The 14,836-nt window shown below is 44.5% G+C and carries 11 protein-coding genes; 9 read left to right on the forward strand and 2 right to left on the reverse strand.

Annotation, left to right across the window (positions count from 1 at the left end; translation table 11 throughout):
* Positions 1-12: 12 nt before the first annotated feature.
* Positions 13-249, reverse strand: coding sequence for a 50S ribosomal protein L28 (gene rpmB / locus ACS8FD_RS02495; RefSeq protein ID WP_339340655.1), 237 nt, complete (start codon positions 247-249; stop codon positions 13-15).
* 485 nt (positions 250-734) lie between these two features.
* On the opposite strand from rpmB, the gene ACS8FD_RS02500 reads away from it, so the two are divergent.
* Both ACS8FD_RS02500 and purU read left to right on the forward strand, forming a co-directional pair.
* Entirely contained in the window at positions 735-6,395 is a 5,661-nt protein-coding gene (locus ACS8FD_RS02500; protein WP_439274297.1) for a beta strand repeat-containing protein, read from the forward strand.
* 308 nt (positions 6,396-6,703) lie between these two features.
* On the forward strand, positions 6,704-7,558 hold the full coding sequence (gene purU / locus ACS8FD_RS02505) for a formyltetrahydrofolate deformylase (RefSeq protein ID WP_439274374.1): 855 nt from the start codon (positions 6,704-6,706) through the stop codon (positions 7,556-7,558).
* Between the two features lie 44 nt (positions 7,559-7,602).
* Here the strand turns inward: purU and ACS8FD_RS02510 are convergent, their stop codons facing one another.
* The gene (locus ACS8FD_RS02510; protein ID WP_439274375.1) at positions 7,603-8,394 is read right to left on the reverse strand and encodes a cytochrome C assembly family protein; all 792 of its coding nucleotides are present in this window, start codon (positions 8,392-8,394) and stop codon (positions 7,603-7,605) included.
* 355 nt (positions 8,395-8,749) lie between these two features.
* On the opposite strand from ACS8FD_RS02510, the gene ffh reads away from it, so the two are divergent.
* The 7 genes from ffh (at position 8,750) to ACS8FD_RS02545 (ending at position 14,809) form a co-directional block, all read left to right on the forward strand.
* Positions 8,750-10,312, forward strand: coding sequence for a signal recognition particle protein (gene ffh / locus ACS8FD_RS02515; protein WP_439274298.1), 1,563 nt, complete (start codon positions 8,750-8,752; stop codon positions 10,310-10,312).
* Positions 10,313-10,446: 134 nt separating this feature from the next.
* Positions 10,447-11,163 carry a tRNA (adenosine(37)-N6)-threonylcarbamoyltransferase complex dimerization subunit type 1 TsaB gene (gene tsaB, locus ACS8FD_RS02520; protein ID WP_439274299.1) on the forward strand — a complete coding sequence of 239 codons (717 nt, stop codon included), beginning with the start codon at positions 10,447-10,449 and terminating at the stop codon, positions 11,161-11,163.
* A 96-nt stretch (positions 11,164-11,259) separates the two neighbouring features.
* Positions 11,260-12,102: an undecaprenyl-diphosphate phosphatase gene (locus tag ACS8FD_RS02525; RefSeq protein ID WP_439274300.1), complete on the forward strand. Its 843-nt coding sequence runs from the start codon at positions 11,260-11,262 to the stop codon at positions 12,100-12,102.
* Entirely contained in the window at positions 12,080-12,952 is an 873-nt protein-coding gene (locus tag ACS8FD_RS02530; protein ID WP_439274301.1) for a class I SAM-dependent methyltransferase, read from the forward strand. Before ACS8FD_RS02525 ends, ACS8FD_RS02530 begins: the two co-directional genes overlap by 23 nt.
* 24 nt (positions 12,953-12,976) lie before the next feature.
* Positions 12,977-13,216 (forward strand): hypothetical protein, encoded by a 240-nt coding sequence (locus ACS8FD_RS02535; protein WP_439274302.1) that lies wholly within the window; start codon positions 12,977-12,979, stop codon positions 13,214-13,216.
* 14 nt (positions 13,217-13,230) lie between these two features.
* The gene (gene ubiA / locus ACS8FD_RS02540; protein WP_439274303.1) at positions 13,231-14,169 is read left to right on the forward strand and encodes a 4-hydroxybenzoate octaprenyltransferase; all 939 of its coding nucleotides are present in this window, start codon (positions 13,231-13,233) and stop codon (positions 14,167-14,169) included.
* Complete coding sequence (locus ACS8FD_RS02545; protein ID WP_439274304.1) at positions 14,162-14,809, forward strand: DUF4112 domain-containing protein; 648 nt, start codon at positions 14,162-14,164, stop codon at positions 14,807-14,809. Before ubiA ends, ACS8FD_RS02545 begins: the two co-directional genes overlap by 8 nt.
* The last annotated feature ends 27 nt before the right edge of the window (positions 14,810-14,836 follow it).

Consider the following 14,836-nt stretch of genomic DNA (forward strand, 5'->3'; position numbering starts at 1 on the left):
TTTAAATGTGGCTTAAACTTTTTGACCTTGTGCGCGCAAATCTGCTAGCACTTTATCAATACCTAGTTTGTCGATAGTACGCATACCTTTAGTAGAAACACGTAGACGGACAAAACGGTTTTCAGATTCTACCCAAAAACGATGGTGATGAAGGTTTGGTAGGAAGCGACGACGGGTTTTGTTGTTCGCGTGCGAAACATTATTACCCACCATAGGGCGCTTTCCAGTCACTTGGCAAACTCTAGACATGGCGAACTCCTAATCTATGAGGCATGGGGGACTCCCACACCAGTCTGGGCAAGTTGCGCGAATATGCGGCATGGACACAGCAAGCGGCATCTTTGCACCAAACAAAACTATATGAAGGTTGAGCTGGCATTACTGTTATCTAAAGGCAAATAACAGAGTGACCAATTCAGAAAATTTTAAAGGCGACATTTATACCATAAAATAGCGAATTACTCAAATTATTTTACAATAATAGTCGATTTCAATGGGCCCTATTATACCTTGAATTTGTATCTATAGGGGAGCGATTAAGTGACTTTAAAATCTAATTATCGATTGTAAGTTTCAATAAAATTCAGTAAAGTTACTGTGATAAAATCAATACAAACTATTAATATGTAGTATATTATTGCATTCTTAGTTTATCTTTGCCTATAGACCATAGGTTATCTCATTCTTTCTGTTTGCTTTGTCAAATAAATTGTCGCTTTTGCGGAGTTCCAAATATGTTCTATAGCTCACTACCTCTCAGCTCTACATTATTTAAGTTCACGGCGCTGAGTCTCGCGTTATCTTTGGCAGGTTGTGGTGGCGGTGATGGTGGCGGCGATACGATTGCGCCTGAGCCTGATTTGGGGGTGCAACCAGACAATGGTAGTGGCGATAATGGAAATAACGATAATGATGGTGAGGAACAAACGCCAGTTGAAGAGCCTGATTTCTTTCTTCAAAAACTCACCGTAAGCCCGACTGTCATAGAGCTAACAGATGAAGAAACTGTGTTTACGGTAACGGTGAAGGCAGTACAAAAAGCAACTTCTGCGGCAATGATTAATAAAGAAGTTAGCTTAACGGTAGAAGGGTCTGAGACTAATGGTGTCACTATTGAGGGCGCTAGTACTGCGGTTACAGATAGCGAAGGTAATGCCGTTTATAAACTTAAACTCAATCCGCAAGCTATTACTGATGAAGACGCGCTGTTAACAAACGGTTTCAAATTAATAGCCACGGCTAATAAGGACGAAGGCGGTCAAGTTACTCAGACTAATACCGTGCGTGTTAGTAAACAAGGTAGCGGCGATGGTACGCAAGTCGTTGAAAGTGAGCTTGATATCAGCACGTCGTTGACGACTAGCTCTGTCTCTAATAACGTCTTAAATGTATACGGTGACACCGCGACTCTCAGTGTCATTGCCAAAAATAGCAAGGGCGCTCGCGTTAAGGACGTAGCGGTGGGCTTAGGTATTGCGAACGTCAAAGGCGTCGCCATCGTTGGTGGCAGTACAAAGGTTACTGATACTAATGGTCTAGCTACCTTTACCATTCAAGTAGATGACAAGTTATCAGTTGCTGATCGTACGGCATTAGTAGGCAAAACCATAGCGTATGCTATCAATATTGCAGAAAATAGCGGTGCGACAAAAGAAACTAAAGGTGCATTCAAAGCAGCGCTACCTGTCTCTGATTACGCGGTGAGTGTGACTGCTAGTCCAAGTCGACTTAGCGCTTACGGTGACAGCCAAACTATTGCTATTAATGCAACTGCCAAAAATACTAAAGTACCAACGACTATTAATGGGTCGACTGCCACCATCAAGCTCAATGATGCAGTGACTGGCGTAAGTTTAAGTGCTAACAAAGTAACTCTAAATGCTCAAGGGCAAGCCAATGTAACCTTAAATATTGCTAATACTGTGAGCGCAGATGACCGCAAAACGCTTATAGAAGAAGGCATTAGTTATACGGTCGTCTTAACAGAACCTAACCGTTCAACAACGCCAAAAACAGCTACTAGTGCAGTCTATTTACCGGCTGCAGAATATAAAATTAACTTTAATGAGAGCAATAAAAAACAGCTATCTAGTTCGGGTGGTAGTGCGGTTATCAGTTTCCGAGTTAACGACAAACGCGGCGGTATCATTGCAGGCCAAAAAGTCACCGCAAGCTTGCCCGAAGATTTAGCCAAAGCTGGTCTGTTAACACTGCAAAATAATTCTGAGCAAACTACAGATAGTAATGGGGAAGTCAGCTATACCGTACGCGTCCCTAGCAACTTAACAGACGCACAGAAAATACAATTAGAGAATTCAGGTATCGATAAGTTAGGTAACTTTGTATTGTCTGCAAGTATAACTGAAGCATCAGGAGTACTAAGCACTGCCATTAGTGAGCGTATTCGTATTGGCTCTGATATAGGTCAAAGCGATATCCAACTAACCGCGCAAAGCTTGCCAGCTACAGTGAGTGCGTTAGCAGAACAGTTCAAATTACAAGTCGCTGGCAAGCGTAAAGATGGCAGCGCGGCAGTAGAGCGCACTGTCAAACTAGTACTGACTAATGGTACGAGTACCGGCATTACCATTATTGGTAATGAGCTTATCACCAATAGCAACGGTATCGCAGAGTTTAATATTGCTATTAGCAAAAGCTTGACGCCAACGCAGCGCAATAATTTGATTAAGTCAGGAATTGGCTATACTGCGGTACTAACTGATAATGACGGCACTCAGTCTAGCGTGTCAGGGAATATTAAAGTTCAACAACCAGTGACTAGTATTCAGTTCGCTTCTATTGCTACCCCAAGCATTAGCGAGTTTGGTGGTGATGGCAATATCAATGTGAAGCTTACAACGAAAGACAGCAACACGGTACCTGTGACAAATAAAGAGATTACTATTCAATTGGGCGCCAAAGCGCTTAGTTATGGAGTCACTGTTACGCAATCGGCGACGACCGACTTTAGTGGTAACGCGATATTTGCAGTTAACATACCAAGCAACCTAACCGCTACCCAGCGTGCTGACCTCAAAAAGACTGGGGTTAACTATCAACTGTCTTATGTCGAAAAAGGTATTGTTTATAATTCTGCCGCTACCAAAGTCACTATTATTACTCCTGCGGTTACCCTAAATGTCCTAAATGCTACCAATAATATCGACAATCAAGCCGGTTATATTCTAAATAACGTCGGCAGTAGTGCTAGCATACAAGCGCAGCTAAGCGATCAAAACTCTGGTGAGCAAATCGCTAGTCAGCCTATCCGATTGGAATTTGCTAATAAAGCTTTAGCTGGATTATTGACAGTGAACGGTCAAATTGGTTCATCAACGATTACAGCAAATACTAGCGCAAACGGTCTGGTTAGCTTCGATGTAGTCGTACCAAATGACCTAAATGCTGAAGAAAAGGCTGCTCTAAGTAAAGCGCCACTTACAGCGACATTGACTGAGACTCTTACTGGTAAAGAGCAACAAGTCAAAATCAAAGTGCAGTCCATGACCTCTACTGTCTCATTATCAGCGACTTCATCAAAACTGCTTAACTTAAATGGTGGCGAAACTCAAATTGAGGTTGTGGCTCAAGATGATAAAAATAACATTGTAGCGGGTCAAAAAGTCTTCCTAGCATTGCCAGCAGCTGCTGCTAGTAATGGAGTGACGCTAGTGTCAGGTGGCAGTCAGACTACTGATGATTCAGGGAAGGCTATATTTACTCTTGCTGTGCCTAATAATCTAACGGATAAACAAAAGCAAGATATTGGTGGCAGTTTTGTGGTTGGTTTATCTGCGGCCGATACTAGTGGCAACATTACTACTCAAAGCGCTACAGTCAGCACGCAAACTCCAGATATTACTGGAACTCAAGAGAGTCTAACCATTGGCGCGAACAAAGTGGTTAATACCAAAGGTGATACCTTTAAGGTATTCGTCCGACTCAAAGATGATGAAGGCAGTATTGCTGGTCGTGTTGTACGCTTGAACGTTGATGACCCTATCAAAACAGGTGTCACTATTGCAGCTAATGGTAGCGCTACCACGAACAGTGATGGGATGGCTACATTTAATTTAACGCTAGAGCCGGGCGCAAATGTTAATCAAGATATTTTAGAAAATGGTATTGGATTGACAGCAACAACTACCACCGCCGAAAACACGGAATTGGTACAAAGCTATATTGTAGCTGTCGATACCGCAACGATTGATAATTATCAGATTCTGGTATCTTCTGATAAGTCTACTCTAAATACTGGTGGTGATCAGACTAACGCAACCTTCATAGTTACAGACAGTAGTGGCGGCGTGTTAACTGGTGTCCCCGTACAGTTAAGTATCGATAACTTAGAGGCTAGCGGTGCGGCATTAACTACTCCAAGTATAGTAACGACTGATGCTAATGGTCAGATTGATGTTGGTTTATTGCTGGCCGCCAATACTATAAATGCTCGTTTAAATCATAGTGTAGTCATCAATGCTAGGATTGTCACTCCACAATACGATGCGAATGGTAAGGTGACTATGCAAATACGCGAGGAAAAGTCGCTAAGCTTGTCAGCGGTAGGCACAGTAATTACGCTTGAAGCAACAGTAACTCAGCTACAGGACAACGCCAATACTATCGTCACTACAAAAATAGTAGATGGATCAGGACGACCTATTGCTAACACTGAAATGCAGTTAGTAAACGCTAATGATGTTGTTATTTCGCCGAATGCTATTGCTACTACTAACGCTAATGGAGAGGTAAGCTTTAATATTCAAGAAAGTAATTTAACCTTTGACAGTAACGGAAATCTACGTATTTTTGCTAAAGCAGTAGGCGAAAAGCAACTAGTGACTCAGCGTAGTAATAATAGTATCGATTTGCTTAAAATATCGCGCGCGGGTATAAGTTTCGTCAATATACAAGAGCTTTACGATGTTAATAAACCTCAAACGATCAATGTGCAAGTACGTACAGACACAGCAGCACAAGCTAGCGCTTTAATTGGCAAATCTTTAGAAGTGCAAACAACACTCGGTAAGTTCGATAATGGTAGAGTCATCACTACCAAAACTATTGCTGCAAGCAATATTGACAATAATGTTATTACGATTCCGGTCACTTTAAATTCTCAATCTGCAGGTACAGCAGTATTGCAAGCAAAAGTCTTGGGAGTATTGAGTGGAAGTGCTAACAGTGAATTGAAGTATCAAACTACTGTAGATACACGTTTCAGAGCGACTACGCCTGCGAAGATGCTGTTTCAAGCCGTTAAATCCGTAATTACTCCGGGAAGTAGTACTGAGCTTGTCGCTACTGTCAAAGACAAAAACGATGTGCCAGTAGAAGGGCAAACGGTTGTCTTTAGCCGTACCTCGGATTCGTCAGCGGGTCGTCTATCTGCAGCCACTGCAGTTACTGATAGTAAAGGTGAAGCGCGTGTCGTTTATTTAGCCAATGCAAGCTCTCCTATTGGCGGAGTGGTGATTAATGCTCGTTTATTAGAAGATAATACTGGAGTGGCTCCAAAAGAGGCAAAAATTACCGTATCAGAGGAAGCGGTCTATACCACCTTAGCCTTTGCTAATAAGCTCTCATCTGATGATATATATTATACGGTACGTGGCTCAATATCAGTCATGGATGGTTCGGGGCGTGCTGTTCCTAATAAAGAAGTCTCTATCAAATCTTATGCGATTGAATATGCTCAAGGTAAAGTTTGTTTATTAGATAGTAACGTCTCATACACAGATTTAGCTTTCGCTAACACTACTTTCTCTGAGCAAGTGCCTATCTTGTTCGAGTCTGGTTGGAAAACCACAGAAGACCCAGACTACAACTATACGTTAGATCAGGATGATGACGTCAACAATAACGGCACTCTTGAGACTATAAACCCTGTTGCTATCATTGGTGGCCAACTATCTGATGACGACGGATATTCCTTTGTAACCAATTATGAAGGACGAGCTGACTTCGAAATACGCTATCCTATTCGTTATTCAAACTGGGTGAAAGTACGATTCGATGCTTCGACCTTATTAAATGGTAGTGAGAACACTCAGAGTATCAACTATGGCTTACCATACTTAGCGGATGATCTAAGAGTAGAAGAGACAAACCTATTTAGTCCTTGGGTAGGTAATAGCAGTCCATTCGGTAGTGGCGGTGCCAATTGTGTTAATAGTATGAGCGTGACCGTCAATGCTCAAGAAGACTCTACAACCGTATCTCTTTCACCTTATAGACCAAACTATTCAGTCTCTATTGATGGGGTGACGAGTAATACGGCTAGCGCAAATCAAGATTTCTATATTGTTGATTTTAATCAAGCCTTTGATATTGGTGCTAGAATAAATGTAAGTAGTAATGGCTTTAGTTTTTCTAGAGTACTGAAAATAGATTAAGAACTAGTTTTATAAAGACAAGAAAACTCCCAGCGACTAATGCACTGGGAGTTTTTTATTTATAAAAGTAAACGATTCAAAGTCTTAAAAATAGAGCTGCCAAAACACCCCAATCAGTCAGCAAGAAGTCACAAAATCAACTAAAATACGTCGTTTGTTAGGCTACTACGATTGAGATGTAATAGCTTAATTATATATTTAGATTATCAACCTATTCTTAGATCAGGTCACTTATGTTAGATACTATCGAAAGTATTTCCAATCAAGCTCCAAGTCATATCTTAAATAAAACATCAACGGTAACAGCTATGACCGACACCGCAACGCTACTCATAAAATGCCGCGACCAAGCGGGCATCGTGCAAGCGGTGTCTGAGTTTATTCATCGCTATGGCGGTAATATTATTACGCTCGATCAGTATTCAACCGCGCACGAAGGCGGTCAATACTTTATGCGTTTAGAGTTTGCTTTAGCGGAACTGGGCGATATTATTGATAACTTTGAGGCCAGCTTCGCGCATACCGTTGCCAAGCGCCATCATATGACATGGCGACTCCATAACAATGCCGTTAAGACCAAAGTCGGTATCTTAGTGTCAAAGTTTGACCATGCTTTGCTTGACTTATTGTGGCGACATCAGCGCGGCTTATTAGACTGTGCTATTACTATGGTGGTCAGTAATCACGAGGACTTGCGACAAGCAGTTGAAAACTTCGGTATACCCTTTCATCATGTCCCAGTGACCAAGGAGAATAAGGCAGAGGCAGAAGAGCAGATCCATAAGTTAATGGCGAGCAATGATTTGTTAGTACTGGCGCGGTATATGCAGATATTGTCATCGGACTTTGTGAAGCGTTGGCCGATGCAAATTATCAATATTCATCACTCGTTCTTGCCAGCGTTTGTAGGGGCAGATCCATATCGTCAAGCGTATGAGAAAGGCGTTAAGCTCATTGGCGCGACGGCTCATTATGTGACCGCGGAGCTTGATCAAGGTCCTATTATTGAGCAAGATGTGCACCGCGTCACCCATAGACAAGGAGTGGTTGAACTGCGAGCTATTGGCCGCGATATCGAGCGTAATGTGTTAGCGCGTGCGGTAAATTGGCATGTACAAAATCGGGTGATAGTCGCTGGTAATAAAACGGTGGTGTTTAATTAGGAAGACTTTGTTGCAGCTTCAATAGTCGATGCTTTAACTGGACTCTACAATACTAACTCCAACACGAACTTACTGCCAATAAAGCCAACCGCTAAAAGAATAAAGGCGTAGATGGTGATGTTGGCAGCACGTTTACCTCTTAGGCCGGCGCGCCAATTCCCTATCAACAATAAGCCAAATAATAACCATGACAGGACACTGAATACGGTTTTGTGGGCGATGTGCTGGGCCATAAGGTCTTCAACGTAGATAAAGCCGATACCTAAAGCCACACTAAGCAGTATAAAGCCGACTAAGATCATGTCAAATAATAGCCCTTCCATACTTTGTAAGGAGGGCAGTTTATTGACCCAAAAGCGGTGGATGGTTTTGTGCTTAAGCTCACGAATTTGCAGACGTAAAAATAGCGCTTGTACCGCGGCCATCAGTAGCACACAGTAAGCGGCGAATGAGAGAATAATGTGCGTCTCTAAGCCTAAGCTGACATCAGTTAAGGGCTGATAGGGCGCGCGACCGATATAGCCTACTGTCATACCCAGCAAGGCAGTAGGCGCTGCCAAAATCCCTAAACTGATGATAGGGCGGTACAATGAGAACAGCACATAGAAAAATAAGAAAAATAAACTGGTTAGACTAAGGACGTTAAATAGATTAAAATTTAAGCCATAGAGGGTGACAATATAAGGATATAACAGCGCCGCGTGAGCTAACATGCCTAGCAGCAAAAGGCTCAAACTAACGGATTTATGGATAACCCTATTCATCGTCAGCGCCCAACCGATATACAGGCTGACCGCAATATAAGCCGTACTGGCAATCACAAACGCAAGTAACACAGGCATGCCTCATAAAGTAGCAGCAGCGCAGCACTATCGCTATTATGACTTAGCGGCGCTCAAGTGACTGCTAAAATGATATGATTAGAATAATCGTTCAATTTATCATAAAATGGTCCCTAATTGAGGATCATCTCATTTATTCTTTTTGCAATAAGCCTCAAAACCTTCATTCTAGTCCCGCTGTATGATTTTTATGTTGAGTCGAACGAGCAATTGCTTATTACCGCTGATGCACAAAGCTAGCCTATAAAGCCAAAACCCTTATTTATTTATTAATAATTTTTCTGCTATAAGCTACAGAACACAGAACACAGAACACAATAAAACATTCACTGAAATACGAGACATACTTATGTTTGATACCTTAACCGAACGCTTATCATCGAGTTTGCGCAATATCGCTGGTACCGGACAGCTTACCGAAGACAATATCAAGGACACGCTGCGCGAAGTGCGCATGGCGCTATTAGAGGCCGATGTGGCGCTGCCAGTAACTCGCGACTTTGTTAAGCGCGTCAAAGAGCAAGCACTAGGCGCAGAGGTGCTCAAAGAGCTAGCGCCAGGACAAGCCTTTGTCAAAATCGTCCATGACGAGCTGACCGAGATGATGGGCAGCGCCAACCAAACGCTTGAGATGACAGGCAAACCGCCGGTCGTTTACTTGCTCGCCGGTCTGCAAGGTGCGGGTAAAACCACCACCGCCGGTAAGTTGGCTAAATATCTACAAGAGCGGCAAAAGAAGAAAGTCATGCTAGTCTCAGCCGACGTCTATCGTCCGGCAGCGATTAAGCAGCTTGAGCAAGTCGCCGGCCAAGTGAATGCTAAGTTTGTCAATTCTACGGTGGAAGAAGATCCGATTGATATTGCCAAGCGCGCGATCGAAGAGGCGAAAATTCAATATCAAGATATCTTGATCATCGATACCGCCGGCCGCCTTGCGATCGATGAGGCGATGATGAACGAAATTAAGGCGCTGACTGCGGCGGTCAATCCGTCTGAGACGCTGTTCGTCGTCGATGCGATGACCGGTCAAGATGCGGCCAATACTGCCAAAGCCTTTAACGACGCGCTACCACTAACGGGTGTTATCCTCACCAAAACCGATGGTGATGCGCGCGGCGGTGCGGCCTTGTCGGTACGCGCTATCACTGGCAAGCCTATCAAGTTCTTGGGCCGCGGTGAGCAGTTAGACGCGCTTGAGGCCTTCCATCCTGAGCGTATTGCTCAACGTATCCTTGGCATGGGCGACGTACTGAGTCTGGTTGAAGAGGTCGAGCAAAAGATTGACCGTGATAAAGCCGAAAAAATGGCGAAAAAGATGCAAAAGGGCGGTGACTTCGACCTTGAGGATCTATTGACCCAGTTTCAGCAAATGAAGAGCATGGGCGGCATGGCAGGGTTTTTAGATAAGATGCCGGGTATGGGCGGCTCTGACATGCAAAAGGCCGTTGAAGATGCGAAGCCTGAAGAGAAGGTACGCGAAATGGAAGCCTTGATTAATTCGATGACGCCTTTTGAGCGTAAACACCCTGATAAGATTAACCCGAGTCGTAAGCGCCGTATCGCTGCAGGCTCAGGCCGCGAGATTCAAGACGTCAATCGTCTCTTAAAGCAGCATAAGCAAATGGCTAAGATGATGAAAATGATCTCGAAACCTGAAGGTATCGGCAAGATGATGAAGTCCATGCAAGGTTTGATGGGCGGTGGCGGCGCATCTGGTGGCGGCGGCCCGTTATTCGGCGGCGGTAACAATGCTAAAGGGCAAGGTGCAGGCGGCATGAAAAATGTCAATCAAGCCGAAATGGCCAAGCAGATGGGACTAGATCCCAATAATATGCCAAGCGCGGAAGACATGCAAAAGCAGATGCAAGAGATGCAAAATCAAATGCCAAAAGGCTTTAAAAAGCGCTTTTAACAACCGTTATAATGATGCATAACAAAGCCTCAAAGCTAGCTTTAGCTTTGAGGCTTTATGTTATGATAAGCGCTATTTTAAGCTGTCAATTTGCCAGCGAAATAACGAAGTCTTTAAGATAAGCTGAGGTTATCATGTTTTTAGCTATGGACACCGTGTTTGATCAATGTTCGGTCGCCATATTGGATGGCGAAGGTAAAGTTGTCTTTAACCAAACCGAAAAAGGCAAACGTGAGCAAACACGGCAAATACTGCCGATGATAGAGGCGGCTTTGCAGGCTAGCGACATTCAGCTTAGCGATATACAGGCCTTGATATTTAATCGCGGCCCAGGCGCTTTCAGTGGCATTCGTATTAATACGGCGGTGGTGCAAGCGCTATCGGTCGCGCATGATCTTCCTTGTATTGGTGTATCGAGCCTACAAGCTATCGCGCAGACTGCATATAAGCAATACGGCTTAACGCACGTTTATAGCGCTCTTGATGCGCGCATGCAGCAAGTGTATTTTGGAGAGTATGCGCTAGCAGATAACGACAGTGATAACCCCATGATGCGGCCCGTATTCAATAGCATTGACACGGATGCGAATGAAGAGGACAGTACCGAGCGCTTAATGGATTATGAGCGTCAAACTGAGCTTAATTTGCCGTTAGTAAGCAATGGCGCAAGCTTGCTAACTTTGCATGATAGGCAAGTCACTCACGAGGATGTTTGGCCAGATGCGATCACTATTGGCCAAATTGGCATCACCCAATTTATGAGCGATGGTGGCACACAAGCGGCTGGGGCGTTACCGAAATACCTACGCAATCAAGCATGGAAAACCTTAAAAGAACAAGGCAAGGCTTAACGTCTGATCAATTAGGGACTGGCATTCTGCGAACAAAAATAACCTTTAATATTATCATACAAAGCAGGCGCTGAGTCTGTCGCTAGGAAAGTGAACGTGGATATCATTTTATTACTTCAAGCCGTCATCATGGGTATCGTCGAAGGTATCACTGAATTTTTACCCATCTCTAGCACCGGCTATCTGATTTTATCCGCTGATATCATGGGTTTTTGGACGAAAGATAAGGTCGACCTATTCGTCGTCGTCGTGCAGCTAGGAGCTATCCTTGCGGTCATCTACGACTATTGGGGCAGACTGTGGCAAGCGCTGATGGGGCTCATTACCGGTAAGTCAGATACTATGGCTAATCCGCGTCAGCTGGGTTTAAGCCTGATTATTGCGACCATTCCAGTGATGATCGTCGGCTTTACTTTTGCCGATCAGATCAAAGCGTACCTGTTTAATCCTATCGTCGTCGCTATTATGCTGATTATTGGTGGTCTGCTGATATTCTATGTAGAAAAGCGCCCGAAAACAATTATTGCTAAAGAAGCAGAAGAGGTTGGCTTTAAGACCGCGATAATGATAGGTCTATTTCAGTGTTTAGCTTTGATACCAGGTACCTCACGCTCAGGTGCGACTATTATTGGTGCGCTCTGGCTTGGTGTTTCGCGTAAGGCCTCGGCGGAGTTTTCCTTCTTTTTAGGTATACCAGTGATCGTTGGCGCAGGCTTGCTTGATTTAGCTAAACACCATGAAGTACTAGCCAGTAGTGAGGATTGGCTGGTATTAGCGATAGGCACGATAGTGTCCTTTATCGTGGCGTTACTTTGTATTCGCTGGCTCGTGGCGTGGGTCAGCCGCCGCGACTTTACTATTTTTGCTTGGCTACGTATTGTCACCGGAGTTATCGTGTTACTAGCGGCTTGGGTGTTTGGGTATCAATTTGCAGGATAATTCTATACAACTTTTTTATGTCAACGAGTCGCAGCTGTTAGCTGTTGAGCGCTTGCAGACCTTAATCGCTGACAATAAACTGCCGATAATACTCGATTTAGAGCTCATTGAAGGTAAAATCAAACAGCGGCTAGCAGAATTAAACAGTGAGGGCGATAAAGCTGCTTTGTTGTTGGATAACAAAAATAAGCTATCTTTATTAAGCGGTGCTCTAAGCGTAGCGCCAGAGTGGGATAAATTACAGCGGCGCGTAGTGAGCGCCGGGCGCAAGTCTGAGTTGATTCTAAAGGCGGCAAAAATCAGCGCAGACAGTCAAGTGTTAGACGCGACCGCAGGTTTCGGCCATGATAGCTTGATACTAGCGAGCACGGGTGCAGAGGTGACGATGCTAGAACAGCAACCGCTGATGGCACTGTTATTATTGAGCGAGCAGCAGCGCATGAGTGCGCAGCCTAATTGGCAAAAGCTGATGGCGCGGTTGACTATTATCAACACGGATGCGCTAAGTTATTTTACTCAATTGCAGAAGGGCGCTACTGGGCAAGCAGCAAATGTTAACGTCGTTTATTTAGATCCGATGTTCCCTGAGGATAGCTACCAAGACAGCAAAACCGGCAAAGGTGCAAAGGTAGGTAAGCAGATGCAAGCGCTGCATCATCTAGCTTGTCCGCCCACTTTAGACGAAGAGATAGGGTTACTAAACAAAGCGCAGGCCGTGGTGGCCGATAATAAAGAAGGACACGGCCGAGTTATCATCAAGCGTCCGCAGCAAGCGCCATATTTGGCTAGGCAAAGCCCCGATGAGAGTTGGCATAATGCGGCAGTCCGCTTTGATGGATATTTTGTTTAGTAGCATTCAGCTTAGGAGAGAGCGATGTTAACCATTATTATTTGGGCGGTAGGAGCAGTATTACTACTCATTAATATTATCCTGCGCACCCGTATTTTGCGTTTAGAAGGTGAGCTAAGAAAGCTGCGTAGCCCGCAAGAATATATGACTTATCTGCGTCAACAAAACGTCCAAGGCAACAAAGTCGCAGCAATTAAGGCGCTGCGTAAGCAGTATCCTGAGCTGTCATTGATCGAAGCCAATCGTCTGTATGAAAACCTGTAAAGAGCATGAAAGTTATGAGTAGTACGTCTTTAGACTTGAGCCTAAAACAAAAGCTACACGCTTATATGCAATTGACCCGTTTTGATAAGCCAGTCGGTATTGAGCTATTGCTATGGCCGACGCTTTGGGGCGTGATGCTAGCCGCTATGGGTCAGGCTCAGCAGCAGGGCTCAGTATCCGGTCTGCCGAGTTTGCGCGTATTTATTATCTTTGCGCTTGGAGCGATTTTGATGCGGGCGGCAGGCTGCGCCATTAATGACTTTGCCGATCGTAAAGTAGATGGTCATGTGACGCGTACGAAAGGTCGTCCGCTTGCCGATGGTCGGCTTTCTGGTCGTGAGGCGATAGCAGCGTTTTTAGTATTAGTGATGCTGAGTGCTGGTCTGTTGTTTTTCTTACCGATAGTAGTATTTTATTGGTCATTAGGCGCGGTGGTACTGGCTTTTATTTACCCGTTTATGAAGCGCTTTACCCACTTGCCGCAAGTGTTTTTGGCGGCGGCCTTTGGTTGGGCGATACCGATGGCTTATGTGGCGGTGCAAGGCGCGCCCGATATTTGGGCTTGGTTACTGTTTATCGCTTATATGTGCTGGACGGTGGCTTATGATACTCAATACGCGATGGCGGATCGTGAAGACGATCTAAGGATAGGGGTTAAATCCACCGCGATACTCTTTGGCCGGTTCGATATCGTGATCATCTCTATCCTGCAAGTACTCTTTTTATTAATAATGGGCGTGGTATTGTGGCACTATTTTGCGCCAACGAGCTTGAATATCGTTCCGGTCTTTGGTTTGGCATTAGTGGCGATGATGTTCGCTAAGCAAAACAACGCTTGCGCTAGTCGCCAGCCGATACCTTGTTTTCAAGCTTTTTTGGCCAATATCTGGGTCGGACGTTACGTCTTTGCCTTAACTGCTATCGCTTGTCTATGGACGACCTTCAATGGGTAAATTATCCAAATCACTAAAGCGCTACTCGACTAAAAAGCCAGCAGTGAATGAGGTGCAAACGGCTTATGAGATCAATTTAGCTGAGCACGGTTTAACCCGCGAGCAAGTCATCGCTACTGAGCGCAAACTCGCAAAGTTTGCCAATACCATGGACTCGGTGGTGCGCATTCCTTTCACTCAGCAAGGCCTAGGCGCGGATGCGGCGCTGTCAACTATTCCGCTAGCAGGCGATATAGCGGGACTGATATTGACCAGTTACGCCTTTATTTTAGGACGGCAGTTAGGGGTTCCAGCCAGCAAGATGACGCCAGCGGTGCAACTAGCGTTGGTCGATACCGTAGTGGGTATCGTGCCTGGTATTGGTACTTTACTCGATATCTTTATTCGTCCGAGTCGCAAGACTTTGACTATCGTGCATCAGCATTTGCAAGACGAGTACGGCATTACTGAGACCACCCATATGGATCGGCCATTTCTACATCAGAGCTTAGAGGATAAACAGCGGCAAAGTGGTTTTTGGCGTAATCCGGTTGTCGCTTGGCTCTATCTACATATTCCTGATATTTTAGGGCTCATTATTATTATTTTTGTGGTGTTGGGACTTTGGACAATAATCAAGTGGTTAATTGGTCTGTTTTAATAAGCTGAATATTGCTTAGTCTTTTGT

The sequence above is a fragment of the Psychrobacter sp. 1U2 genome (assembly GCF_051847575.1).